This window comes from Paenibacillus silagei, from assembly GCF_017874735.1.
GTDB classification, from domain to species: Bacteria; Bacillota; Bacilli; order Paenibacillales; family Paenibacillaceae; genus Paenibacillus_AQ; species Paenibacillus_AQ silagei.
Map to the genome: position 1 here is coordinate 51,928 of NZ_JAGGLV010000016.1, position 26,132 is coordinate 78,059.

Here is a 26,132-nt window from a genome sequence, read left to right on the forward strand (position 1 = left end):
GGAATGCCGCAGCAACAGCAGGCTACAACAGATGTTCTAGTGCTGGGTGGAGGCCCGGCCGGAGCATGGGCGGCATGGAGTGCAGCTTCTCAGGGAGCGAAGGTGATTCTGGCCGATAAGGGATATCTCGGAACCAGCGGGGCTACCGCGCCGGGGGGAACGACGCTGCTGGTGATTCCGCCGGTAGCCGAGCTGCGGGAGCAGGCCGTGCAGGACAGACTTAAGGCCGGCGGCTATCTCTCGGAGAATGCCTGGATACACCGTGTGCTGGATCAGGTCGAGCAGAATCTGCAGCTGGTAGAGGAATGGGGGTATCCCTTCCCGAAGGATGAGGATGGCCGGCCGCTGCGGACGCATCTGCATGGCCCCGAATACATGAAGATTATGCGCAGAGTGGTGCGCAAGGCGGGAGTGCGCATCTGGGATCAATCGCCGGCGCTGGAGCTGCTCCATGATCAGCACGGTGTGGGTGGCGCCCGCGGAATCAACCGCCTGACCGGAGAGAGCTGGGAAGTGAAGGCAAATGCGGTGATTATGGCTACGGGCGGCTGCGCCTTCCTCAGCAAGGGGCTGGGCTGTAATGTGCTTACCGGTGAGGGGCTGCTGATGTCAGCCGAAGCCGGTGCCGAGCTGTCGGGCATGGAATTCACCCGGCAATATGCTCCGAGCTTCGCGGATGGAACGGTCACCCGCGGGCGCATGCTGGCTTGGGCCACGCTGTATGATGCTGCGGGCAGGCCGCTGCACCGGGGCGACCGCACCTTCGGCAGCATTCCCGAGCTGATGCTGAAGGGCCCGGTCTATGCTTCTCTGGATTTGGCTGATACGAAGGAGAAGCAGGAATTCCTCCGCAATGCCCACCCGATCTTCTTCATGCCGCTGGAGCGGGCGGGGATTAATCCGTTCAAGGATAAATTTCTGCTTACGCTCCGCTATGAAGGCACGATGCGCGGCACGGGCGGCCTGCGCCTGACCGGCCCCGGTTGTGAAACCTCGGTGCCGGGGCTGTATGCGGCAGGCGACGCCGCCTCCCGCGAGAAAGTGACCGGCGCCATCTCCGGCGGCGGCGCCTACAATGCATCCTGGGCCATCTGCAGCGGCAGCTGGGCAGGACGAAGCGCGGCGCGGCTCGCTCTGCAGCAGCCGCATCCGGCGGAGCGCCGGATGCTCCGCGCGGCGGGCCGCTACGGCATGCCGGCTGGCGCCGGCACGGCAAGGACGCTGGACGCGAAGCCGCTGATCGCGGCGGTCCAGCAGGAGATCCTGCCGCTGCGGATCAATTACTTCCGCAGCGAGCCCGTAGTCGCTGCCGCCCTGCAGCGCCTGAACCGCCTGATGCCCGAGCTGGGCGGGCAGGTGCCTGCCACGGTTCAGGGCATCGTGCAGTCACGTGAAGCGGCCGCTATGCTGAATGTCGGCCGCTGGATCTACACCGCTGCGCTGGCCCGCAAGGAGAGCCGCGGCCTGCAGCGCCTGGCCGAGTATCCGGCGCTGGACCCGCACCAGACCCACCGCCTGATTCTCTCCGGCGTTAATACGATCGGTATCCGCACGGAAAGTGTGCCTCATGCCCATGAGCTGCGGATTCCAGGAGAGGAGCGGGCCATATGATTGAGCTGGTTAGCCAGGACCGCTGCATCGGCTGCAGGCTGTGCGTGAAGGTCTGTCCGACGAATGTCTTCGCGATGGAGGGCAAGCTTGCCGTCATTGCCCGCCAGGAGGATTGCCAGACCTGCTTCATGTGCGAAGCTTATTGTCCTGTCGATGCATTGTATGTGGCACCGCAGGCAGATAAGTCTGCGAACCCGGATGAGCAGGAGCTGATTGAATCCGGCCGGCTGGGCAGCTGGCGGAAGGAGATCGGCTGGAATCCGGGGGCGGAGGACACGATGGCAGAGCGGGACACGACACCGTTCTTCGAGGTCTTCACCGAAGCTTACCGCGGCAAGCAGCAAGAGATAGGCAAGTGAATTCACAGGTGTTCCGCAGCCATGCCGGCAGCGGAACACCTTTTTGTATATAATCGCTTCTGACTGACGGGTGCATGTTCTTGTACGTTTCGGCCGTGTCTAAGTAATATGACATAATTTGGGCAATACTAGGAGCACGCCGATACATATAGAAGCAGGCTAAGCTGCTGCAGAAAAATATAAATTATTTTAATATATACTAACTGGGCGGTTGATATTATACTAAGTTGAACGAACCGTTTCTTCAGCAGGCGGAGCGTCTCCCCAAATCTACACACAGACACTAGAATATTATGCTGGAGGAAATTGAATGAGCACTACAGAACTTACTAGCCAACTTTCCAGTTTCACAGGAAGGCTACTGCGGGAACGCTTCGGGAAGGGACCTGAATCGATACATGCCTCTATCGGGGAGCAATGTATAGCACTGCATATCCGTAATTTCATCGGACCTGTGGAGAGGTTTTTATTGAATAAGGAAGAAGAACAGGCGTTTCGTTATACACGGGAGCTTCTGATGAAGTCCCTGCTTCCCGAGCTTGCAGCATACCTGAAGGAGAGCCTGGCTATTGAGGTCGGCGAGCTTTTTTATGATTGGGGCATTCATAATGCATCGGGTATGATCGTGGCACTCATCAAGAATGACGACGTACCAATTGATGACTATGCCGGGCGTGAAGAAGTCCATACCCAGATTAACGAGGTGACCAGGAAGGTCCAAAAGGAACCGGTCCATACAGACTCCTGGTGGCTGGGACCCCGCATTCTGATTATCAAGCGCGAAGGCATCATGATTCCTTTGGAGAAGGAATTGATTGGCCTCGGCTACGAGAATACACTGAAGACCACCAAGCGCAAGATGGAGAAACGATATTTGGAGGATACCACCACGATAGCCCCGATGCTCGGCAAAGAGCTGGCGGATATTTATGTGGATTGGGATTTCGACAAAGATACCAGCGTGATAGCCTATACTTTTCACTAAAGTCTAACCATATATGAGGTGGAAATGAGTCGGACATGCAAATGAGCCGAACATGAGCCGAAGAAGGGGGAATCGTCCCTTTCTTCGGTTTTTTTATTTTCTGCCCATCTGCCGTTAGGGGTGCTGAGACTTTTTAGGAGGATAAGCTGGATGGAGGAGTGTAAGTGGACGGTATTATATGTAGAAGATAATCAGCTCAATATGGCCTTAGTACACCATATCTTCAAAAGAAATCTGCCCTCCGTATTGCTGCTGAAGGCTGAAACGGCAGAGCTTGGACTGCAAATAGCGCGGGAAGCTCTGCCGGATCTGATCATCCTGGACATCGGGCTTCCCGGACTTAACGGGTATGAAGCTCTGGAAATACTGCAGCAGGATCAGGCAACTTGTCATATTCCGGTGCTGGCGACGAGTGCGTTTGCGCAAAGCTCGGATATTGAGAAGGCCCGGAAGAAGGGCTTTGCCGAATATATCACCAAGCCCTTTCAGGTTAAAGCGTTCACCGAAACCGTGAAGAGGCTGCTCTACGGAGAAGACCTGCAGAAGATTTAGCTTGAAATAGCAACAGGGGATTCATTAAGGTGGGGAACTGGGGAGATCTCTGTCTGGCGGCGGGTTCACGGGCTGCTGTAATCCGCTGAATAAGGAATTGTCTGTATTCGACATAATGATTTGACTTTCGCCCGATTATGCAAGATATTTATATTGCAGATTTAATATAAAACAATTGCATCTAATACTTCACAAACGGGCGGTGGATCTTATGCTAGGGCAGCATACGGAGACGTCTTCTCCATTTGAACAGGCATTTAAGACAGGAACTGCCGGAGTAGCCTTTCTCTCCATGGCTGAAGAATGGATGAAAGTGAATCCGGCGGTAACCCTCTTGCTCGGATATTCCGAAGAACAGTTGCTGGGACGCAGCTTCCAAGCGTTCTGGGATGAAGATAGCCTGCACATACATAGTTACAGGATGGGGAGCCTCAGGACAGGAGCAGCCCCTTTTTTTGAAGCCGAAATTAAGCTGCGCCATGCGGATGGCTCTGCGGTTCCGGTGCTGCTGCATGTGGCGAGGGTGAGCGAGCCTTCGACGGGAGAGGGGCTGTATTATATCGTTCACTTGGCTGGAAGGCCGTTTACGGCACCGGTGGAGACATGTCCCGGGACGTCTGAGCGGCTGTACGAGCTGATTGCCGGCAACATCAGGGACATTGTGTACTATGCTGCGCCGGGTTCAGTCTGCCGCTATTGCTCCCCTTCAGTGGAAGAGGTGCTCGGGTATAGACCCGAGGAGCTGATCGGCCGGGATAACAGCAGACTGGTTCATTCTGAGGATCTGGCCTTAATCAGTGCGCAGCAGATGGCTGACTCGCCTGATGTCCAGCTGCGGATATTACATGCAAACGGCCAATATATCTGGATTGAATTCTCTCTGAGAACGGTGGAAGACGGCGGGGAGCGCGGGGTGCTGGCTGTCGGCCGCGATGTGACCCGGCGCAAGATTGTGGAGCAGAAGCTTCAGGAATCGGTCGAGCGTTATACCTCGCTGAAGAAATATAATCATGACGCGATCATATCGCTGGACCTGGAAGGCCATATTATTAACGGGAATGAACAGGCGGTAAGGCTGACGGGGTATACGATCCCTGAGATGGTGGGCATGAGTGTCAGCCGGATCATCGGCGAGCGGCAGCTGCAGAATGTACTCGGTCCCCGCAGGAGGAGCGGCTCCGTGGGACAGGATATCAACCTGATCTGGCATAAGGACGGGCATTCTGTGGAGGTCCTGACTACCCTTGCGCCGATTATTATCAACCAGTCTACCGTAGGCTTTTATATTATCGTCAAGGATATTACCGAGCAGAAGAAGCTGCTGATTGCCAAGGAGACCGCAGAGAATACGAACCGCGCCAAAAGTGAGTTCCTGGCTATGATGAGCCACGAAATCCGTACTCCGATGAACGGGGTGATCGGGATGACCGACCTGCTGCTGGAGAGCAGTGAGCCGGGGTCGCAGCAGCGGGAGTTCCTGGAGATTATCCGCCAGAGCGGTGAATCCCTGCTGAATATCATCAATGACATTCTCGATCTCTCCAAGATTGAGGCAGGCAAAATCTCACTCCAAGACGAGCCGTTCATCCTCCGGCACTGTATGGATTCCGCACTGGAGTTGCTTCAGCTCAAGGCGGAGCGCAAAGGGCTGACCCTCAGCGTGGAGACGGAGCCGGATGTGCCGCAGCGGCTGATCGGGGACGGGGAGCGGCTGAAGCAGGTGCTGCTCAATCTGGCCGGCAATGCCGTGAAATTCACCTGTACCGGCGGGGTAAAGGTAAGCGTGAAACGCATTGCCGATGGCCTGGCAGGCGTAACGCTCCAGTTCACCGTGGCGGATACGGGGAGCGGGATTCCCGAGGAGGCCCGCAGCCGCTTGTTCGAGCCGTTCTATCAGATGGAGCATTTCAGGGGCCGCCAGGGTGAAGGCACCGGTCTGGGGCTGGCGATCAGCAAGCAATTGGTCGAGCGGATGGGCGGAGAGATCTATCTGGATACAGCAGCCGGGCAGGGGGCGACCTTTGTGTTCACCGTGGTCCTCCGGACAGAAGCGCAGTCGCTTCCGGCTGACGGGCCGGAGGGGAACCTGCCGGAGCTGCAATCAGAAGGCCGGTCCCTGCATATTCTGGTAGCCGAGGACAATGTGATCAACCAGATCGTCCTGCGCAAAATCCTGGAGAAGCGCGGCTTCGCCGTCGATGTGGCCGAGGATGGGCGGCAGGCGGTCGATATGACGGCCCGGCATGGCTATGATCTGATCTTCATGGATGTGCAGATGCCCGGGATGAACGGCCTGGAGGCCACAGCTGCCATTAGGGCAGAGCAGCCGGCAGACCAGCAGCCGGTCATTGTTGCAGTGACGGCCAACGCGCTCAAGGGCGACCGGGAGCTATGCCTTGAAGCAGGGATGGATGAGTATATCAGTAAGCCGCTGAGAAGCGACAGCATTGCCCAAGTAATCGGGAAATTTTTTGCGGAACAGGAATAAGCAGACCTCTCTTCACAAAATAATCACAATGCTGAGTTAAAGCTGCAATGCAGTGCTGTGATGTCTTGCATATGGAAGTCTTTTTGATTAAGATAGCAGAAACTGGTGCATAAGCAGCACCGATATACCTTGTAATGACAATGACGAAGAGAGTAAGCACTTCATAGCGTATTTTAACAGGGAAGGCGTGCCGGAGACTGAGAGCACCCCATTAGACGCTTAGTGCCGAAGTTCACTTCCGAGTCGGTCCCTGAAGTACACTGCTGCAGCAGTTATGGGTAGGGTGGCCCGCTTCCTGCGTTAACGGATGTAAGACAGAATGAATCGACTGGCCGGTATCCTTCAGGTATGCCGTCATGTGCTGATGCGTCAGCAGGATTCAGTTCTAAATAAGGGTGGTACCACGGCTCCTCGTCCCTTGCGGCGGGGGGTCTTTTTGCGTTCGTTCATAGCCTTAACTATTAATATCACAAAGGAGTGTCTTGGAATGAGTAATGTCGAATTGGATGATCTGAGAGCAAGATTGGATGAGATTAACGGTCAGCTGCTGGAGCTGATCTCGGAGCGTGCCGGAATCGTTCAGGAGATTGGGGTGCTCAAAGAGAAGCAGGGCGTGCCGAAGTTCGATCCTGAACGGGAGAAGGCGATGCTGGAGAAAATGGTCGCAGGCAATAAAGGACCGTTCACGAATGGAACCATCCGTACGCTGTTCAAGCAGATTTTCTCAGCTTCGCTTGATCTGCAAAGTACGGAGCATAAGAAAACCCTGCTGGTAGCGCGTAAAGACCATGCGGAGGATACAGTTATTGAGCTGCCGGGCGGCGTTACAGTAGGCGGATTATCCTCCCTGATGGTAGCTGGCCCGTGTTCGGTGGAGAGCGAGCTGCAGACCCGTACGGTGGCTGCGGCCCTGCAGAAGGCAGGCGTCAAGGTTATGCGCGGCGGCGCCTTCAAGCCCCGGACCTCCCCTTATGATTTCCAGGGACTGGGCATGGATGGGCTGCGGATTCTGCGTGAAGCGGCGAATGAATACGGGCTGCTGACGATCAGTGAGATTGTCGATCCCCGGCATATTGAAGAAGCGCTGGATTATGTGGATGTCATTCAGGTCGGCGCGCGGAACATGCACAACTTCGAGCTGCTTAAGGCGGTAGGGGAAGTGAACAAGCCGGTGCTGCTGAAGCGCGGACTATCCGCCACGTTGGATGAATTCGTCCATGCGGCAGAATATATTATGTCCCGCGGCAATATGGAGATTATGCTGATTGAACGCGGTATCCGCACCTATGAGCGGTCGACGCGCAATACGCTGGATATCTCGGCGGTGCCGATTCTTAAGCAGGAATGCCATCTGCCGGTGCTGGTCGATGTCACCCATTCCACCGGACGCAAGGACATTCTGATCCCGTGTGCCAAGGCTGCGCTTGCTGCCGGAGCCGACGGTATTATGGTGGAGGTGCATCCTGATCCGGCTACAGCCTTGTCTGATGCGGCGCAGCAGCTTAATATTGAGGAGTTCAACACCTTCTTCAATGAGGTGAAGGCCTCCGGATTATACCGTTAAGTGAAACAGGGTGAATTCAGGTAACAGGAGGAACTGAAATTTTGAAGCAAATCGTCTCATACAACAACGGTTGGTTCTCCAACACACGGAGTGATATTTTATCGGGCATGACCGTGGCTATTGCCTTAATTCCTGAAGCGATTGCTTTCTCCATCCTTGCTGGCGTAAGCCCTATGGTTGGTTTGTACGCCTCCTTCTGTATCGCTATTGTAACAGCCTTCGCCGGCGGGCGGCCGGGGATGATCTCGGCGGCGACAGGAGCGATGGCCCTGCTGGTCGGCAGCCTGGTGCTGTCGCACGGCATTGAGTATCTGTTCGCGGCTACGGTGCTGGCTGGCATCCTGCAGATTGTGATGGGGCTGCTGAAGCTGGGCCGGTTCATCACCTTCCTGCCGCAGCCGGTCATGACCGGCTTTGTCAACGCGCTGGCGATTCTGATCTTTATGGCTCAGCTCGTGCATTTTGAGGGACAGGGCTGGATCATGTACGCACTTGTGGCTCTTACGCTGGTCATCATCTATACGGTTCCCCGGATCACCAAGGCGGTGCCATCGGCGCTGGTCGCCATTGTCGTAGTCTCGGTCCTCAGCATTGTGCTGGGTCTGGATGTAAGAACCGTGGGCGATATGGGGACTATTACTTCAGCGCTGCCGGTATTCCATCTGCCGAGCCTTCCCTTGACGCTGGATACACTGCTGATTATACTGCCGTATTCGCTCTCACTCGCGGTCGTCGGATTACTGGAATCGCTGATGACAGCCACGCTGATTGATGATATCACGGGCACCGGCAGCGACAAGAACCGGGAAGCGAAGGGGCAGGGGCTGGCCAACATCGTGACCGGCTTCTTTGGAGGCATGGCTGGCTGCGCGATGATCGGCCAGTCGATGGTCAATATGAAATCGGGCGGACGGACACGCTTGTCCACTTTTGTCTCCGGGATCTTCCTATTGTTCCTGATTCTTGTGCTGGGTGATGTTGTTAAGCAGATTCCTATGGGCGCACTGGTCGGTGTAATGATTATGGTCTGCATCAGCACCTTTGAATGGAAGTCCCTGACCTCCTTGCGGAGAGTTCCGCTAAGCGATGCCCTGGTTATGGTGGTCACTGTGGTTACAGTAGTAGCTACCGATAACCTGTCGATCGGCGTGCTGTTCGGCGTGCTGCTGAGTGCTTTGTCTTTTGCCTGGAAAATCGCTTCCCTTCAGCTGAATGTTCATACTACGGCATCTGTAACGACTTATCGGGTATCGGGCCAGCTATTCTTTGGAACCACGAGCCATTTCGTGAATGAATTCATGTATGACAGTGATCCGGCGCAGGTCATTATCGATTTCAGCCGTTCCCATGTGTGGGATCAGTCGGCGGTGGGGGCCATTGCCAAGACGATGGACAAATACGCGGCATTGGGTACTAAGGTCACTCTCACGGGTCTAAATGAAGAAAGTGCCCGGCTGGTGCAGCGGGTTGGATTGTCGTCTTCGGGCGGCCATTGACGGATCAAGGACAGAAGGCTGTTTTTGGAGCGATTAGGCTTCAGAAGCAGTCTTTTTTTGACAATTAATAATGTAAAGGATTCATCCTACAAATTTTAATCGTCTACGCCGTCTTTGGAAAAGGGTTTTTGAAAAGTTTGTCGAAATTTTCCGGTAGAGGGACATTTGTCATTGCTTCTTCGGATGGCCCTACTATAACCACGCAATTGTGATGCGCGAAAGGGAAGGCCTCCATGTTTTCTTTTATCCGAACCAGACTGATTGCCCGTATTCTCTGTGTTATGACCATAGTGATTCTCTGCATTACAGCAGGCAATGCCGCCATTCAGTGGGTGAACACCGGATCAGCGGTCAAAGGGACGATCAGCAGCTACAACATGAGTATTGCCAGCCATTATGTGACGCAGATTGATGCCGGGCGCTACAGTGAATTCCTGGCAGATCCGCAGGAGTCGGACCTGTATTGGTCGCTCCGCAATGAACTGGATCAGTTCCGGAAGTCGATTGGTGCCCGTTATGTATATTTTGTGCGGATTGATGATGCCCGCCAGCCGCAGCTGATGATTGACGGCAGGCCGGAGGGAGACCCGCTGGCTTCGGGGATTAATGAGAGTACTGATATGCCAGCGGCCGCAGTTACGGCTGTGCTTGCCGGAGAGAATGCCAGCACGCCGCTGATCAGCAATCCCGAATACGGGGATTATATCTCAGCATTCGTTCCTATGAAGGACAGCGGCGGGAAGCTGGTCGGGGCGCTGGGCATTGATACCGATGTTGCTGTGCTGAGTACGCTGACCCGTGATGTCCTGATGGAGAGCCTGCCGCTCTATAGTATTATTCTAGCTCTGTCTCTGGGCGCACTCGCGGTGCTGGCCTGGTTCGTCTCCCGGTCCTTGCGTCCGCTGGTGACGATTACAGAGAGCGCGGGCACGATGGCTGAAGGGGATCTCGCCGGGGCAGCCCGTATCCTGCATGCCCGTCCGGTCAACTCCCGGGATGAGATTGGCAGGGCTTATCAGGCGATGCTCCAGATGTCAGGGGATCTGAATGCCAGAGTGAAAGGGATGGTATCCGGGGTGTCTACCGCATCTGACAGTCTCTACGGCTCCTCCGAGACCTTCGCCAGGAATGCCGATGATGTGCTGAAGATGAGTGAGACGGTGAGCGGCAGAATCAGCAATATCCATGCCGGGGCTAACTCACAGACGGAAGGCGCACAGAGCAGCGCAGTAGCCATGGATGAGATGGCGCTGGGCATCTCGCGCATCTCGGAGGCCTCGGCAGCGGTCTCGGAATTCGCAGTCAAGGCGCTGGACATTGCAGAGGCGTCACAGACGGCGATGAACCACACCAATCAGCAGATGAAATCGATCTCTGTATCCACCGGGGAGACGCTGGATATTGTGCTGCGGCTGCAAGGGTACACGGATGAGATTGAAGGTGCGCTGGCTGCGATCAGGCAGTCTGCGGATCAGACGAAGCTGCTGGCGTTGAATGCCTCCATTGAGGCGGCGCGTGCGGGGGAGCACGGCAGAGGCTTCACTGTCGTAGCCGGTGAAGTACGCAAGCTGGCGGAAGGCTCCGCAGCCTCGGCCGAGCGGGTGACCGAGCTGCTGCTGCACATCAGCCAGGCTTCGGCAAGCATCGGGGTTCAGATGACGGAAGCGTCCGCTGAAGTGCAGGAAGGGGTGCGGATGTCAGCCGAAGCGGAGGCTGCTCTGCTGGAGGCTTCCACTGCCTTCCGTGAGGTAGCCGGACAGATCATTGATGTGTCGGCGACCGCTGAGCAGCTCTCCGCCGGCTCGGAGGAGGTTGCGGCAGCGGTGGGCAGCATGGCCGATATTGCCGGAGAGGTCTCGGAGCAGACCCGGGAGATCCGTGAGCTGACTGATCTGCAATTGGCGCGAATCAAAGAAGTCTACGAGGCTTCGCTGAGCGTCAGCGCGAGTACAGGCGATCTGCGGGAGGCCATCCGGCAGGTGAATGTATAGGGCTAAGGGTTCGGTGCGCTTGATCTATACTGCCCGGAGCGGATACAGGATTAGCAGCGGTTATGCCCTCCAGCTTTCAAAAGCGTCCGACTATTGGTATGATACAAGGGATGTGAACATCTATTACCGATTATATGGAGGAATTGAACATGAGTGACACTACAATATCCGGGATTATTGATCATACGCTGCTGAAGGCGGATGCCCGGAAAGACGATATTATCAAGCTTGCCGAAGAGGCCAAAGCCTACAAATTCGCCTCTGTGTGCGTGAATCCGGCCTGGGTGGCAACGGCGCATGCCGTGCTGAAGGATACACCGGAAGTGAAGGTATGTACAGTAATCGGCTTCCCGCTGGGGGCATCGACGCCTGAGACGAAAGCTTTTGAGACGAAGGATGCCATTGCGAACGGTGCCGGTGAGGTGGATATGGTCATTAATATCGGCGCTCTGAAGGACGGCAATGACGAGCTGGTGAAGCGCGATATGGTTGCAGTAGTCGAAGCCGCGCGCGGCAAAGCGCTGACCAAGGTCATTATTGAGGCCTGCCTGCTGACTGAAGAGGAGAAGGTCCGTGCCTGCAAGCTTGCTGTAGAAGCGGGCGCAGACTTCGTAAAGACTTCGACCGGCTTCTCGACCGGCGGAGCCACGAAGGAAGATATCGCTCTGATGCGGGCGACCGTCGGCCCTGAGATCGGCGTGAAGGCCTCCGGCGGTGTCCGCAGCGCGGAAGACGCGCTCGTGATGATCGGCGCAGGCGCCAGCCGGATCGGCACCAGCGGCGGCGTAGCGATTGCCAAGGGCGAGCAGAGCCAGAGCGGCTACTAAGCTTAGGTGAGTTAAACACATAGAAACGGCTGCGGCCTCCTTGATGTTAACCTTCAAGGGAGCCGCAGCCGTTTTGTGTTTAGAGGAAGTATGATAGGTGGATTTCCTCCACCTGCTGTTGAGTGAATGAGCGTTGCCGAACCAGCAATTGGATAAACAACACTTAAATTCTCCCTATTTATCCAAAGTAGCATAAACTAATTATATTAGTTGCTGTTTGTCCACCTGTTGCCGGTAACTCCATCCATATCGGCGAATTAAGATACGTTATTCCACTTGCTTGTTGCAGGATGAGCTATCCGCTCAGGGTTCTCCGGCGATCTTACCCACTTATTCGAGCAGGCGGCTACCTTGGAACGTACGCTTAATTGTATTCCATACACCTAAACTGTGCTGAAACCCCCGATTTAGTGGTTTAACTGTATTCGGTACAATTAAAAACAGCGGTTAGCCGTCTTTTGCGGAAAGTAGGGAATTATAGCTGTACAAACTGCAACTAAACCGATTCAAGCCGGATTCTGCGCCATTTTAGTTGTACAAACTACAGTTAGAGTCCGCGCGGATGACGAGGCTGCCGTGCTCTTGACCAGCCCCCTAAACCAGCCCCTTATCCATCGCCTTACCGATCAGCGTAGCGAACAGGCTGTTGGACCAGGCGAACCACTCGCGCGAGAAGTCGGCCGGGTTATCCGGGTGGAAGCCCTCGTGCATGTAGCCGGTATCGGCATCGGTCCGGATCAGCATATCGATCAGCTCCTTGATCTCCTCATCGTTATCCGCCGTCAGCGCCTGCATGGAGAGCGCCATATGCCAGACATATCCGCCCGGTGTATGCGGACTGCCGATGCCCTTGGCATGCTTGCCTTCGAAATAGAAGGGGTTGTCGAAGCTGAGCGCGAACCGGCGGGTGTTCTGATAGATTTCGTCCTCCACGCCCACATAACCAATGTAAGGAATAGAGATCAGCCCTGGGGTTCCGGCATCGTCCATCAGTGAGTAATTGCCGTAGCCGTCCGTCTCATAGGCGTAGATTCTGCCGTATTTCGGATGGGTCACGATGCCATAGGTACGGATGCCGAAGTCGATCTCTTTGCGCAGCTTCGCCGCTCTCGCCGCCAGCCGTTCATCCTGGTAGACCTCGCTCGCTATCTCGCCGATATACCCCAGAATGACCACAGCGAACATATTCGAGGGAATATTGTAGCCGAATTCGCAGCTGTCATCGCTCGGACGGAAGCCCGACCAGCTCATCCCTGTGTAGTTGACCGGCATCCCGCGTCCGTTATTGTGCAGCGTCTCCGTATCCTGGAGCGTCTGGCGGATGAAATGGTAAGGGGATTTCTCCCCGTGGTGCTGCTCGGTCTCGATCGTGTTCACGATGGAGGTCAGCGCCTGGTAGCAGGCGGCATCGAAGATATCGGTCTGCTCCGCTTCCTTCCAGTACATATAAGCCAGCTGAACGACGAAGCAGAGGGAGTCCAGCTCATATTTGCGCTCCCACATCCACGGATTCAGATTACAGTCGTCCGTATCGCGGTAATGCTTGTCGCTTGCCGTCTCGTTGAAGGCATTGGTGTACGGATCAATATTCACATAGAACATCTGGCGGGCAATCAGGCCGCGGAGAATCCGCTGCAATTCAGGGTCGTTTTTGGCAAAAGGAATATAGTGCCGCACCTGCTCCGTCGAATCGCGCAGCCACATGGCCGGAATATCGCCGGTGAACACGAAGGTCGTGCCGTCATCCAGCAGCTTGGTCGTGGTCTCCAGTGTGTTCGGGAAGCAGTTGCGGAACAACTGCTGCAGTTTCGGGTGATGCGCTAGCCGTTCATCGGCCTCATTCAGATAGGCGGTAATGGAAGCTGGCAGATTCATGGTGTAACTCCTCCTGGCATAGTCAATTTAGGGTTGTACGGTTTGCAGGGCATAGGTGACGATTTGAGCCGGGCCGGCAGAGCGGCGGAGAGTGCCTTCATCCAGGGCTTCCCGCTGTTTGCGCCGTTCCAGAATATCACTGGCATAGACAGCCTTCACCGGAAAATGCGGCGTAAGCGCGAGCTCCTGCTCTGCTCCCGTCAGATTATACCAGCGCAGAATAATGTCCTCATGGTCTGCGGACATTTTGAAGGCCGACAGCGCCAGGGTGCGGCCCTGCCACTCCAGCGGCTGATAGACAGCAGGGAGGGAGCCCTCCTGCCAGCCGGTCTGGACCGCGAACCAAGGCACCTGGTACTGATAGGCCCAGGCACAAGCCTCCGTCCAGTCCGCATCCCCGGCGAAGGGACGGACCGCGAACTCTACGGTCTGCTCACCAAGGCACTGGGCTTCCGGTGTAGGGAACACGCCCCAGTCACCAAGCTCCGATACGCTGCGCAGCAGGGTGACAGCAATCGTATTGCTGCCGTCCCGCAGCACCTCGTATTCGTTCAGCCCTTGGTTGGCCACCAGCAGTCCGGCGCTGCCGTCTGACACGCTGACATAAGCCTGCTGGTGCTGGGCATTGCTCGGATTGATCCAGTCCTCTGCCGGCTCAATCTCACGCTCAGCAGCTTCGAAGATCGAATCGGCCCGCAGGGTGGAAGCCGCCAGCCCGGTAGGGACAAGCACACGCAGCCGGTGGTCCTTAGCCTGATTATTGAACGTGGCAGAGATCTGAACGCCGGTCCCGCTGGTCTCCAGGCTGATCCGGGTCACGATCCGCAGTGGCACCTGCTCCGCAGAGCGTCCGGCCTTGCGTTGCCGGAACGGCACCATTCTGCGCTTCTCATCTTCGAACGAAGCATCGGCGGAAGCGGGAATCGCCCATTCATGCACGATTTCATACGTGATGCGGTAAGGCTCATGCTCAGCCAGCGAGATCCGGGCGGCAAGGCCCTTGGTCGTCAGTGCAGCATCGCCCTCGGGCTGGCGGAACACGTATTCATTCCCGATATCGCCGCAGTTCTCATAGACGCCGAGTCCGGTGAAGCTGCGGCCCGTCCGCTTGTCGGCCACATCATAAGAGCCATCCTCACGGATGCGGACAGCCAGGAAGTCATTCTCCATTCCCTGTTCCAGCAGCTTAAGCGGACCTTCAGCAGCAGTCCCGGCGGACTCATCCGCCGACTCTACCCAGGCGTAGGTGCTGTAGCCTAGCGGCGGCACCTGTGCAGCCTCGAAGGTCAGCCGGACCATCCGGGCCATGTAAGGCTTGCGGAACTGGTCCTCCGGCAGCTCATAGCCGAATCGGGTACCCAGATCCTCCGCACGGCAAGCCACGGTCTGCCCTTCAGCGTCCACTAGCCGCCCGCGCGAAAGCTCAAGCGGAAGCTGATCCAACGCTTCGGCAATCGCCGCCGGATTCGGCCCTTCCTTGAAATAACGTTTGGCGAAGATCACCTCCACGCTAACTGTTCCGCTGCGCTCCCAGCCGGTAGTATTGAACACCGTCACTGGCCGGGCCGATTCGCCCCAGGCCGCAACATTCCGGGTTCCAATCTGTGCGGATACCGCCTTCAGACTCTCTTCAATAATAGCTTCGCCAACATGGCGGCTCTTCTCGAAGCGGCTGATCATCTCGCGGTGAACCTCATCCACACTGCAGCCGCAGATGCTGTCATGCGGGTGGTTCTGCATCAGGGTCTTCCAGGCGTAGGTCAGAAGCGCGTGGGGGTAGACCTGTCCGCTGACCAGATAAGCCAGTGCCGCCAGCGGCTCTGCGCCCTTCTCCAGCAGCGTCTGGCCCTGCTGGTTAAGCTGCTTCAGATAGACGCGGGCGGAAGCGGTATTCACCAGCGTCCCCCAGCCGTCCGTATGCTGGCTGCGCAGCTCGCCGTGCACGGTAACCAGATCCTCGGGCAGCGAAGGGGCCAGCGCCTTCAGGTATTGCTCGAAGCTGGAATGGACGAAGTCCGTGTCCGGGTAGAGCTTCCGGGCCGTCTCCAGCGCATCCGCGAGATCACGCTGCACCGGCTGATGATCACAGCCGTTCATGAACAGCAGCTCCGGGGTGGAGGCATATTTGCCGGCATCCGCGAGTTTTTTGTCCCAGAAGGCCTTGGCGTCCTCGGCATCTACAGGCACCTCGTTCCCGTTGCTGTACCAGTTCGCAAACAGCAGTCCAAGCAGGGCTGAGCCATCCGGGGATTCCCAGTACATCTCCGAGTATGGCGACTCATAGCTGGTGCTGTTCAGCTCGCCGACCATGTTATCGAAGCCTGTCGGCTTCACGCCGCGGCCGAACACCGCAGTCTCGATGTCAGCCTGCTTGAGCAGCTGCGGGGCTTGGCCCATATTGCCGAAGGAATCGGGGAAGTACCCGAGCTTCGAGATCACGCCATATTTCGCGGCGTCCTGATGGCCGATCAGCAGATTGCGCACATTGGCCTCGGAGCTGGTCAGGAATTCATCCTGGAGCACATACCAGGGACCGATGACAATCCGGCCTTCGCGGATGAACCGCTCCAATTGCCCTCTTTTCTCAGGATGCACCTGCAAATAATCTTCAATAATAATGGTCTGTCCGTCCAGGTGGAAATACCGGTAGCGCTCGTCCTGCTCCAGCGTCTCCAGCAGCTCGTTCATCAGCTTCGCCAGCAGCACATGGTGACGCTCATAAGGCATATACCATTCCCGGTCCCAGTGGGTGTGTGAGATCAGGTGGGCAGTTGTACGGGTCATGACAGAAACCTCCTATATGTCAGTCGGGTGTTGTTGCGTTGGCATTCGTAGCAAATGTTTGCATACCTGCCCGGGGATCACAATATGTAACTTTTGCAGGGGGGAGGAGGGTTCATAATTCACACATTTACCGCAGTCAGCCAGTGGTAACGCATACAAGCTATTAAGCCCGTAAGCCCCGTAACAGCGCGGTTTTACAGTCCGTTAACATGACAATGCACAACCTACATATTTACGGTGTCAGCTTAGTTTCACTACAATTTGGGATGTAAGCGTTAGCAGGCAAGGCCATTGCAAGAATGCGAAGCGGATACAGATTTATGTGTAATGAAAACTAACATAGAGAGGAGTGGGAGAATGAAGGGGAACAAGTCCCTTGGCAAACGAATCTGGCAGAATTGGGAGCTCTATCTGTTCATGCTTCCCGCGTTACTGTATTTCTTCATCTTTCATTATGGTCCGATGTACGGCATTCAGATTGCCTTCAAAAACTTCGTACCTTCTAAAGGAATTACGGGCAGCGACTGGGTAGGCTTCGACCATTTCGAACGGTTCTTCAATTCTTATTTCTTCTGGGATCTGCTGTGGAACACGTTCAGCATCAGCTTCTATGAGCTTGCCATCGGGTTCCCGCTGCCGATCATTCTGGCCCTGGCCTTCAATGAGGTCCGCAACGGCCCGTTCAAGAAGTCGGTCCAGACGGTTACCTATGCGCCGCATTTCATTTCAGTGGTCGTCATGGCGGGGATGATTATTACCTTCCTGTCGCCCTCCAGCGGAATGATTGTCCGGGCGATTGAATTCCTGGGCTTCCAGCCCGCACAGTTCCTGACCGACCCGGCCTGGTTCAAGACGGTATACGTCTTCTCAGGCGTCTGGCAGAGCACCGGGTGGGGGACGATTATCTATCTCGCAGCGCTGTCCGGCGTAGATCCACAGCTGCATGAAGCGGCCATCGTGGATGGAGCCAGCCGGATCAAGCGGGTGCTGCATATCAATCTGCCGACGATTATACCCACGATTACGATCATGCTGATTCTGAACATGGGTAACATTCTGGGCCTGGGCTTCGAGAAAATCCTGCTGCTGCAGAATTCGCTCAACATGGAAGCCTCCGATGTCATATCCACCTATGTCTACCGCGCCGGCCTGGTGAACGCCCAGTACAGCTTCTCGACGGCTGTCGGATTGTTCAACTCGGTAGTCAATGTAATACTGCTCGTTACCGTGAACCGGATTGCCAAACGCACCAGTGAGAACAGCCTCTGGTAGAAAGGAGTTGAAGTCTATGGTTACTGCGATGAAAGAATCCAGGGGAGATAAGCTGTTTCTGATAAGCACCTACATCTATCTGTGCCTTGCGCTGGTAGTGGTCCTCTATCCGCTGATCTACATCCTGAGTGCGTCCATCAGTTCGCCGCAGGATGTCAATTCGGGCGCGATGTGGCTGTTCCCGAAGAATGTGACGCTGGACGGCTACAAGCTGGTGTTCGAGAACCCGAAGATCTGGAACGGATATCTCAATACCATCATCTACACAGCGGTGGGCACGTTGCTTAATCTGGCGGTTACACTGCCTGCTGCGTATGCGCTCAGCCGGTCTGATTTTGTCGGACGCCAGCTGTTCATGGGCCTCATTCTGTTCACGATGTTCTTCAGCGGCGGGCTGGTGCCGACGTATCTGCTCGTCAAGAACCTTGGCCTCATTAACAGCATGGGGGCGTTGATCCTGCCGGTGGCCGCATCGGTGTGGAACATCGTGGTCGCCCGCACCTTTTTCCAGTCCACCATTCCAAAAGAATTACAGGAAGCGGCCCACATCGACGGCTGTACGAATCTGAAGCTGTTCATCCGCATCATCCTGCCGCTGTCCGCGCCGATTGTCGCCGTGATGGCCTTGTTCTACGGGGTTGGACACTGGAACAGTTACTTCCCGTCCCTGATCTATTTGAATGATGAAGCCAAATATCCGCTGCAGATGGTGCTGCGCCAGATTCTGGTCCTGCAGGAAATGTCGGCCGAAACTACAGGCGCTGCGATCAACGGCGAGGTAGCTATGGCCATGAATAATAAGGCAGAGACAGCATCGCTGGTCAAATATGGCGTCATCGTTGTGTCGACACTGCCGATTGTAGCGGTCTACCCGTTCCTGCAGCGTTATTTTGTGCAAGGGGTCATGATTGGCTCTGTGAAAGGCTAAAGGTTAAAATGTAATGAACCTAAGGGAGGAATTATTAATGCAGATCACACGTAAACCATGGAAGATTCTGCTGTCATCGGCTGTGATTGTTGGACTGCTGGCAGGCTGCGGAAGCTCGGGGGCAAATGAAGGTAAAACGGACAAGGGTACCGGAGAGGCTACAGTGAACAAAGAAGGCTTCCCGATTGTGAGTGAGCCGATCACTCTGTCCATGATGGCCCCGGATGTGGGCATCCAGAACTGGGAGAACATGCCGGTGCTCCAGCAGATGAAGGAGAAGACCGGGATTACGATGGAATATAAAAATGCGCCGAAGGACAGCTTCGATACCAAAAAAAATCTGGTGTTCGCCAGCGGCGATTACCCTGATATCTTCTACGCGGCCGGTCTGACGACTGCCGAGCAGATGAATTACGGCGAACAGGGGATTCTGATCCCGCTGGAGGACCTGATCGAAGAGTATGCCCCGAACTTCAAGGCGCTGTTGGAGCAGAACCCGGATGTGCGCAAATCGATTACCGCCCCGGACGGTCATATCTACTCCCTGCCGGTGGTGGAAATGAGCCAGCACTGGTACCGCAACCCGATGTGGTATAACGGCGACTTCCTGAAGGCGCTGAACATCGATAAGCTGCCGGAAACGACCGAGGAGCTGTACACCTACCTGAAGCGCGTGAAGGAGGAAGATCCGAACGGCAACGGAACCGCCGATGAAATTCCGATCTCTTCAGTGACGACAACGGCCGCGAACCTCCGCGATATCCGCACCTGGCTGCTGGGCGCTTTTGGCATCTATGAAGAAGAAATCTATGTAGACGATGCGGATAAGGTCCACTATACACCGCTCGAAGAAGGCTATAAGGAGTATCTGACGTATATGAACCGTCTATGGTCCGAGGAGCTGCTGGATCATGAGAGCTTCTCGCAGACGGCGGAGCAGAAGAAGGCCAAGGCGCAGAATAACCGCGTGGCGCTCTTTTCCGACTGGCACGCTTATATGACGAAGGGTGGAGAGCCGTCCACGTCAGATCCGATGTTCGCCCCTGTGCGCAGTGAATCGGTGTCCGCTCCGGCGATTGCCAAGAACAGAGGAATTACGACAGGCGCATTCGCCATTACGAACAGCAATCCTGCACCGGAAGCCTCGCTCCGCTGGGTGGATTACCTCTATTCCTATGAAGGAGCTTTGTTCTTCAACAAAGGGCCGGAGGGTACACTCTGGGAGTACACCGACAAAGACAACCGTGTGAAGCAATACCTGCCTGTACCGGACGGCAAGGAAATGGAAGATTTCCGGGCCACCTTGACGCCGAACTACGGTATTCCTGCCCCAACCCTGTCCATGGATGACATTAACAAGGGGCTGAAGACGGACTTTGACCTCTGGGTAGAGCAGGAGACGAAGCAGAAGCTGCTGGATAAAGGCGCACGCATTCCGTTCCCGGCCCTGTTCCTCACTGTGGAAGAGCAGACGGAAATCAGCAGTCTGAATTCGGACCTGAGCACCTATGTGAAGCAGATGGAAGCGAAGTTCATTACCGGAGCCGAGCCGCTGACCGGCTGGGATAACTATGTGGCCACTGTCAAGAAGATGGGCGGAGAACGTGTAGCCGAGATTAACCAGGCTGCCTATGACCGCTGGAAAACCAACTAAATCAGGCCCGGCAGAAAGGTGCTGTAAAAATGATCTATAAGGATAAAACACAATCTGTGGCGGATCGGGTACAGGACCTGCTGCAGCGCATGACGCTTGGAGAGAAGGCTGGACAATTAGTCCAGCCTTTCGGCTGGCAGTGCTATGAGAAGCACGAGGACGGAACAACAGGCATGACGGAAGCCTTCAAGCGTCAGGTTTCCGCCGGAGGTGTCGGCTCCCTGTATGGGACGCTGCGTGCGGACCCGTGGACCGGGGTCACGCTGGAGACCGGCCTGTCCCCGAAGGAGGGGGCGGAGGCTGTTAATGCAATTCAGGCTTACGCCATGCAGGAGAGCCGGCTCGGGATTCCGATTCTGTTCGGCGAAGAATGCTCCCACGGGCATATGGCAATCGGCGCAACCGTATTTCCGGTTCCGCTGGCTCTGGGCAGTATGTGGAACCCGGAGCTGTACCGGGAGATGTGCCGGGTGGTGGCGCTGGAGACCCGCAGCCAGGGCGGGGCGGCGACCTACTCGCCGGTGCTTGATGTGGTGCGTGATCCGCGCTGGGGCCGGACGGAGGAGACCTTCGGCGAAGACCCGTTCCTGATTGCGGCGATGGGTGTGGAGGCCGTGAAGGGCTTGCAAGGGGAGCGGCTGGACGCGGAGGATTCCGTGCTGGCCACCTTGAAGCACTTCGCCGCCTACGGCAGCTCGGAAGGCGGGCGGAACTCCGCGCCTGTGCATATGGGACTGCGCGAGCTGCATGAGGTCGATCTGCTGCCGTTCCGTAAGGCGGTAGAGGCCGGGGCGCTGTCCATTATGACAGCGTACAACGAGATTGACGGCGTACCTTGTACGACGAACCGTTATCTTTTGCAGGATGTGCTTCGGGAGCAATGGGGCTTTGACGGGTTCGTGATCACGGACTGCGGAGCGCTGGGCATGCTGACGAATGGTCATAACACCGCAGATAGCGGAGAAACGGCTGTAGCCCAGGCACTGCTGGCCGGCATCGATATGGAGATGTCGGGCGAGATGTTCGAGCAGCATATCGCGTCCGCGATCGAGCACGGACGTCTGCAGGAATCTGATCTGGACCGCGCAGCGGCACGGATTCTGGAGCTGAAGTTCAAGCTCGGGCTGTTCGACCGTCCCTATGCCGATCCTGAGCAGGCTAAGAGAATCATCGGCAAGCCGGAGCACCGGGAGCTAGCCAGGCGGATCGCCGGTGAGAGCATCATCATGCTGAAGAATGAGAACGCAGCGCTGCCGCTAAGTAAGGAGATTCGCAAGCTTGCCGTAATCGGACCCAATGCGGATGCGCCGTACAACCAGCTTGGCGACTACACCTCGCCACAGCCCGCAGGCGCGATTGTTACCGTGCTGGACGGCATCCGGCAGGCGCTGGGCGGCGAAGCGGACAAGGTCCTGTACGCACCCGGCTGCCGGATCAAGGGCGATTCCCGCGAAGGCTTTGCCCCTGCGCTGGCCTGTGCGGCTGAAGCCGATGCGGTGGTGCTGGCCATTGGCGGCTCCAGCGCTAGAGACTTCGGTGAGGGGACGATTGATCTGCTCACCGGCGCTTCTGTCGTGACGGAACATTCCTGGAGCGACATGGAAAGCGGGGAGGGCATCGACCGGGCCACATTGAATCTGATGGGTGTGCAGCTTGAGCTGGTGCAGGAGCTTCACAAGCTGGGTAAGCCGCTGATTGTGGTCTATATCAACGGCCGTCCGATTGCCGAGCCTTGGATTGTAGAGCACGCCGACGCCATTCTGGAGGCGTGGTATCCGGGCCAGGAGGGCGGACATGCAATTGCCGATATCCTGTTCGGCGAGGTGAATCCTTCGGGGCGGCTGACGATCAGCGTTCCGAAGCATGTCGGCCAGCTTCCTGTGTATTACTATAAGCGGCGGACGAGAGGCAAACGGTATCTGGAGACAGACTTCCACGCCGAATATCCCTTCGGCTATGGTCTTAGCTTCACTGAATTCGGGTACAGCAACCTGAAGGTGGAACCTCCTGTAATCTCTGCGGATGAAGAAGCGCTTGTCTCCGTGGATGTGACTAATAGGGGTGACCGGGCGGGCAGTGAGGTGGTACAGCTCTATATCTCCGACTTGGTCTCCTCCATTACCCGGCCCGAGAAGCAGCTGAAGGGCTTCCGCAAAATCAGCCTTCAGCCGGGAGACACGCAGACGGTAACGTTCCGTGTAGGCCGGGAGGAGCTGGAATATGTATCAGCGGATCTGACGCGGATCGTCGAGCCGGGAGAATTCGCGGTGATGGCAGGCCCTCACTCCGCAGAGTATCTGAGCGCGCCGCTCCAGGTCAGAGAGGAGGGCTAAGTCATGAAGCGAATGGAGCGGTTCACCGGATGGCTGGCCAAGCGGCAGTGGGCTGAGAAAATAGAGCTTGCGGAATGGACGATGCGCAAATCCCGTTACCTCACTCCGGGCTGCTATGAGCATGAGGAGGAGCTGCATCAGGAGTACAACATTTCCCGGCTGGATGGCGGGTATGGTACTACGTATTTCCTTCAGCGGGAGATTACGGTTCCGGGGGATTGGGGACCGGAAGAAGCAGCGCTGCTCTATCTGGGACGCGGGGAAGGCCTCCTGAAGCTGGGCGGAGCACCGTATCATGGCTTGGACAGCAATCACTGGTTCATTCCGCTGCCCTCTTATGCTCCGGGTGAATGCCTCAAGCTGGACATCGAGCTATATGATCCGGTGCCTGAGCCGGAGGACCCGCTGAACCGGCAGGCGGTGATTAAGCCGCCGCTGACAGGCATTGAAATGAAGCTTGTGCGCGTCAATCGTCTGGTATACAGCCTGCTGTATACGGTGCGAATCGTACACGAAGCAGCCCTCCTGCTGCCGGAGGGCGACATGCGCCGCATCCGCAGCCTTAAGGCGCTGGAGCGGGTGATGGACGCGCTCTATATGAAGGAGGAGCTGCTGCTGGACTCTGAGGCCGTGATTGCGGCGGAACAGCAGCTACGGTCGGCTGCGGCGGCGGAACGGTCCGCAGGGCTGAACCCCGGGACGATGCATATGGTCGGCCAGTCGCATATTGATGTGGCCTGGCTGTGGCCGGTCCGGGAGACGGTGCGCAAGGTCAGCCGGACCTTCTCCACCGTCTGCACCCTGATGGACAAGTACCCGGACTTCCGGTACTCGCAGAGCCAGCCCCAGCTCTATGCCTTCGCCAAGGAGCATTATCCCGAGTTGTACGGGCGGATCAAGGAGCGGATCGCTGAAGGCCGGTGGGAGCTGGTCGGAGGCATGTGGGTAGAGCCGGATCTAAACATTCCCGGCGGGGAGTCGCTGGTCCGGCAGATGCTGTACGGCCAGGGCTTTTATATGAAGGAATTTGGCAAGCATTCTACGATTGAATGGCTGCCGGATACCTTCGGCTATTGCGCCTCCCTGCCGCAGCTGCTGAAGCAGGCGGGCATCGATTATTTCATGACCACCAAGCTGGGCTGGAATGATACCAATCCCTTCCCGCATACACTGTTCCACTGGGTTGGTATTGACGGGACGAAGATCGTGGCCTATCAGAACCACGGGGTGAACGAGCATACCCATCCGAAGGATGTGCAGGAGCACTGGGAGGCCTACGCCCAGAAGGAAGAACATGATGAGCTTATGCTGCTCTATGGCCACGGAGACGGAGGCGGCGGAGTCACTCATGAGATGCTTGAATATGTGACCCGTACTGATCTCGCGCCGGGCCAGCCGGTCAGCGGATTCTCTACGGCCGAAGCGTTCTTCTCGGAGATCGGTGCGCGTCAGCCGGAGCTTCCGGCGTGGCACGGCGATCTCTATCTGGAGCTGCACCGGGGCACCTTCACGACCCATGCCTTCAATAAGCGCAGCAACCGCAAGGCGGAGGTCTTATACCGGCAGGCGGAGATCTGGAGTGTATTCGCGCAAAAGGACGGTGCTCTGAAGCTGGAGCAGCAGAATCAGGCGGATGTGCAGCGTCTGCTGCCCGCCGGGGAGCTGGCCGAGGGCTGGAAGCTGCTGCTGCTCAACCAGTTCCATGACATCATTCCGGGGACTTCCATCCCGGAGGTGTATACAACCTCGCGTGAGGAATACGCTGAGATATTCCGTCTGGGCGTGCAGGTGCTGGACCGCTCCCTGCACGCTCTAGCGGCTGAGGTGAATACATCGGGCGAAGGCCGCCCTTATGTGGTCTTCAACAGCCTGGGCTGGGAGCGGACGGAGGTCATCCGGCTGGAGGGTGGTCCTGAGCTGGCTGCTATGCAGGCCTTCGATGAAGATGGGCCGCTTGCGAGCGAATGCTGGAACACCGAGGCTGGCGGGGACAGCTACACGCTGGCTGTGGAGGTCCGCAAGGTACCGGCCTTCGGCTGCCGGACGATCTGGCTGCGGGAGGCTGCAGAGCCAGCCGGAGTAAGGCTTGAGCGGCAGGTTGATTCAGCTGCGGGAGACGGCTTCCCGGAGCAATGGGAGACGGACCATTATATCCTGAAGTTCAATGAAGACGGCGAGATTAGCCGCTGGTATGACACAAGCGCGGGCCGCGAGCTGCTCCAGCCCGGCCAGACCGGCAACCAGCTGCAGTTCTATCATGACACCCCGCCGCTATGGGATGCCTGGGATATAGACCCGCGCTATGAACAGCAGCCTGCGGGCAAGGCGAAGCTGCTGGACCGCGAGGTAGTCAGCAGCGGACCTGTGCAGACCGTGCTGAAGTTCCGTTGGCAGCTCGGTGAATCACAGATTGAGCAGGAGATCGTACTGCCCCGGAACAGCCGCAGAGTGGATTTCCGCACCAGCGTAAGCTGGAGGGAGCAGCATAAGCTGCTGAAGGTTGCTTTTCCGGTCGATATTGTGGCTGCGAAGGCTACCTATGAGATTCCGTTCGGCGCGCTGGAGCGCCCGACCCACCGAAACACCAGCTGGGAGCAGGCGCAATTCGAGGTCTGCGGGCACCGCTGGGCCGATCTGTCCGAGGGCGGTTACGGCGTCAGCCTGCTGAACGACTGCAAATACGGCTATGACATCCATGACGGAGTGCTGCGCCTCTCGCTGCTGCGTTCCCCGCGCTGGCCGGACCGTAATGCCGACCAGGGGGAGCATGAATTCACGTATTCGCTCTATCCGCACAGCGGAGAATGGCGGCAGGCCGATGTGGTACGGGAAGCGGCGGAGCTGAATGAGCCGTTGCTGGCCATTAGCGAAGCTGCACATTCCGGCCGCTATCCAAGCACCCATGCCTGGCTTGCCTTCCAGAGCCAGCACGTCATGCTGGACACGATCAAGCCTGCCGAGGACGGCAGTGGCACGATTGTCCGGCTGTATGAGGCGGCAGGCAGCAGAGAGACAGCCACGCTGGACTGGCAGGACGAGGACGTCCGCGCCTGCCGGGTCAACCTGCTGGAGAGCAAGACCGGCTCTGTGGAGACATCCGGCGGTGTGATCCCGCTGTCCTTCCGGCCTTATGAGGTCCAGACGCTTAAGCTATATAAGAAGCACGACAGGAAGCAAAGAAGCACGAATGAAATTAACTGAAAGCAAAGAAGCGGAGGGGAAATTTGGAACTGCAGGAGCGGTAGCGTCCGCCTGAAAGCTTTCCGTAGGAAAGCTAGCATCGGAAGCATAAGCTGTCACCGGATTTCTACCGCGAGGAGCGGTTATAATCAGGAAATTCAAACACAACAGCGGCCGAAAGTCCAAATGTTCACCGCAGTGACGATCAAGCTTCAAGTTCAAATCCTAAGTGT

The 26,132-nt window shown here is 56.7% G+C and carries 16 protein-coding genes; 14 read left to right on the forward strand and 2 right to left on the reverse strand.

Annotated features, from left to right (window positions below; all coding sequences use genetic code 11):
• Positions 1-3: 3 nt before the first annotated feature.
• The 9 genes from J2Z70_RS21790 to deoC all read left to right on the forward strand — a co-directional run bounded on the left by J2Z70_RS21790 (position 4) and on the right by deoC (position 11,873).
• Positions 4-1,611, forward strand: coding sequence for an FAD-binding protein (locus J2Z70_RS21790; RefSeq protein ID WP_209876724.1), 1,608 nt, complete (start codon positions 4-6; stop codon positions 1,609-1,611).
• Complete coding sequence (locus J2Z70_RS21795) at positions 1,608-1,970, forward strand: 4Fe-4S dicluster domain-containing protein (protein ID WP_209876726.1); 363 nt, start codon at positions 1,608-1,610, stop codon at positions 1,968-1,970. Before J2Z70_RS21790 ends, J2Z70_RS21795 begins: the two co-directional genes overlap by 4 nt.
• Positions 1,971-2,280: 310 nt before the next feature.
• Positions 2,281-2,955: a Na-translocating system protein MpsC family protein gene (locus J2Z70_RS21800; protein WP_036730423.1), complete on the forward strand. Its 675-nt coding sequence runs from the start codon at positions 2,281-2,283 to the stop codon at positions 2,953-2,955.
• 150 nt (positions 2,956-3,105) lie between these two features.
• Positions 3,106-3,507 carry a response regulator gene (locus J2Z70_RS21805; RefSeq protein WP_076084640.1) on the forward strand — a complete coding sequence of 134 codons (402 nt, stop codon included), beginning with the start codon at positions 3,106-3,108 and terminating at the stop codon, positions 3,505-3,507.
• 211 nt (positions 3,508-3,718) lie between these two features.
• Positions 3,719-5,995, forward strand: a complete 2,277-nt coding sequence (locus J2Z70_RS21810) for a PAS domain-containing sensor histidine kinase (protein ID WP_245368442.1) — start codon at positions 3,719-3,721, stop codon at positions 5,993-5,995.
• Between the two features lie 487 nt (positions 5,996-6,482).
• The gene (locus tag J2Z70_RS21815) at positions 6,483-7,559 is read left to right on the forward strand and encodes a bifunctional 3-deoxy-7-phosphoheptulonate synthase/chorismate mutase (protein WP_036730419.1); all 1,077 of its coding nucleotides are present in this window, start codon (positions 6,483-6,485) and stop codon (positions 7,557-7,559) included.
• A 41-nt stretch (positions 7,560-7,600) separates the two neighbouring features.
• Positions 7,601-9,055: a SulP family inorganic anion transporter gene (locus J2Z70_RS21820; RefSeq protein ID WP_281068252.1), complete on the forward strand. Its 1,455-nt coding sequence runs from the start codon at positions 7,601-7,603 to the stop codon at positions 9,053-9,055.
• A 281-nt stretch (positions 9,056-9,336) separates the two neighbouring features.
• The gene (locus tag J2Z70_RS21825) at positions 9,337-11,046 is read left to right on the forward strand and encodes a methyl-accepting chemotaxis protein (protein ID WP_245368428.1); all 1,710 of its coding nucleotides are present in this window, start codon (positions 9,337-9,339) and stop codon (positions 11,044-11,046) included.
• Positions 11,047-11,195: 149 nt separating this feature from the next.
• Positions 11,196-11,873, forward strand: coding sequence for a deoxyribose-phosphate aldolase (gene deoC / locus J2Z70_RS21830; protein ID WP_209876732.1), 678 nt, complete (start codon positions 11,196-11,198; stop codon positions 11,871-11,873).
• Positions 11,874-12,467: 594 nt separating this feature from the next.
• Here deoC and J2Z70_RS21835 read toward each other — a convergent pair.
• Positions 12,468-13,748 carry a glycoside hydrolase family 125 protein gene (locus J2Z70_RS21835; RefSeq protein WP_051478414.1) on the reverse strand — a complete coding sequence of 427 codons (1,281 nt, stop codon included), beginning with the start codon at positions 13,746-13,748 and terminating at the stop codon, positions 12,468-12,470.
• Positions 13,749-13,775: 27 nt separating this feature from the next.
• Positions 13,776-16,532 carry an alpha-mannosidase gene (locus J2Z70_RS21840; RefSeq protein WP_209876734.1) on the reverse strand — a complete coding sequence of 919 codons (2,757 nt, stop codon included), beginning with the start codon at positions 16,530-16,532 and terminating at the stop codon, positions 13,776-13,778.
• A 357-nt stretch (positions 16,533-16,889) separates the two neighbouring features.
• Here J2Z70_RS21840 and J2Z70_RS21845 point away from each other — a divergent pair, with 357 nt between their 5' ends.
• Genes J2Z70_RS21845 through J2Z70_RS21865 form a run of 5 tightly spaced genes read left to right on the forward strand, consistent with a single transcriptional unit; the run spans position 16,890 to position 25,920 of the window.
• Positions 16,890-17,804 carry an ABC transporter permease gene (locus J2Z70_RS21845; RefSeq protein ID WP_235192024.1) on the forward strand — a complete coding sequence of 305 codons (915 nt, stop codon included), beginning with the start codon at positions 16,890-16,892 and terminating at the stop codon, positions 17,802-17,804.
• Between the two features lie 16 nt (positions 17,805-17,820).
• Positions 17,821-18,732, forward strand: a complete 912-nt coding sequence (locus tag J2Z70_RS21850) for a carbohydrate ABC transporter permease (protein ID WP_036694906.1) — start codon at positions 17,821-17,823, stop codon at positions 18,730-18,732.
• 37 nt (positions 18,733-18,769) lie between these two features.
• Positions 18,770-20,386 carry an extracellular solute-binding protein gene (locus tag J2Z70_RS21855; protein ID WP_036730406.1) on the forward strand — a complete coding sequence of 539 codons (1,617 nt, stop codon included), beginning with the start codon at positions 18,770-18,772 and terminating at the stop codon, positions 20,384-20,386.
• Positions 20,387-20,415: 29 nt separating this feature from the next.
• Complete coding sequence (locus J2Z70_RS21860) at positions 20,416-22,719, forward strand: glycoside hydrolase family 3 N-terminal domain-containing protein (RefSeq protein WP_209876736.1); 2,304 nt, start codon at positions 20,416-20,418, stop codon at positions 22,717-22,719.
• Between the two features lie 3 nt (positions 22,720-22,722).
• Entirely contained in the window at positions 22,723-25,920 is a 3,198-nt protein-coding gene (locus tag J2Z70_RS21865) for an alpha-mannosidase (RefSeq protein WP_209876738.1), read from the forward strand.
• Positions 25,921-26,132: the final 212 nt, after the last annotated feature.

Bases quoted from the DNA above. Each gene is read 5' to 3' on its own strand.
- deoC (WP_209876732.1), top strand. From the start codon at position 11,196: ATGAGTGACACTACAATATCCGGGATTATTGATCATACGCTGCTGAAG.
- J2Z70_RS21860 (WP_209876736.1), top strand. From the start codon at position 20,416: ATGATCTATAAGGATAAAACACAATCTGTGGCGGATCGGGTACAGGAC.
- J2Z70_RS21865 (WP_209876738.1), top strand. From the start codon at position 22,723: ATGAAGCGAATGGAGCGGTTCACCGGATGGCTGGCCAAGCGGCAGTGG.
- J2Z70_RS21835 (WP_051478414.1), bottom strand. From the start codon at position 13,748: ATGAATCTGCCAGCTTCCATTACCGCCTATCTGAATGAGGCCGATGAA.
- J2Z70_RS21845 (WP_235192024.1), top strand. From the start codon at position 16,890: ATGAAGGGGAACAAGTCCCTTGGCAAACGAATCTGGCAGAATTGGGAG.
- J2Z70_RS21850 (WP_036694906.1), top strand. From the start codon at position 17,821: ATGGTTACTGCGATGAAAGAATCCAGGGGAGATAAGCTGTTTCTGATA.
- J2Z70_RS21810 (WP_245368442.1), top strand. From the start codon at position 3,719: ATGCTAGGGCAGCATACGGAGACGTCTTCTCCATTTGAACAGGCATTT.
- J2Z70_RS21840 (WP_209876734.1), bottom strand. From the start codon at position 16,532: ATGACCCGTACAACTGCCCACCTGATCTCACACACCCACTGGGACCGG.
- J2Z70_RS21800 (WP_036730423.1), top strand. From the start codon at position 2,281: ATGAGCACTACAGAACTTACTAGCCAACTTTCCAGTTTCACAGGAAGG.
- J2Z70_RS21855 (WP_036730406.1), top strand. From the start codon at position 18,770: ATGCAGATCACACGTAAACCATGGAAGATTCTGCTGTCATCGGCTGTG.
- J2Z70_RS21805 (WP_076084640.1), top strand. From the start codon at position 3,106: ATGGAGGAGTGTAAGTGGACGGTATTATATGTAGAAGATAATCAGCTC.
- J2Z70_RS21825 (WP_245368428.1), top strand. From the start codon at position 9,337: ATGACCATAGTGATTCTCTGCATTACAGCAGGCAATGCCGCCATTCAG.
- J2Z70_RS21815 (WP_036730419.1), top strand. From the start codon at position 6,483: ATGAGTAATGTCGAATTGGATGATCTGAGAGCAAGATTGGATGAGATT.
- J2Z70_RS21795 (WP_209876726.1), top strand. From the start codon at position 1,608: ATGATTGAGCTGGTTAGCCAGGACCGCTGCATCGGCTGCAGGCTGTGC.
- J2Z70_RS21790 (WP_209876724.1), top strand. From the start codon at position 4: ATGCCGCAGCAACAGCAGGCTACAACAGATGTTCTAGTGCTGGGTGGA.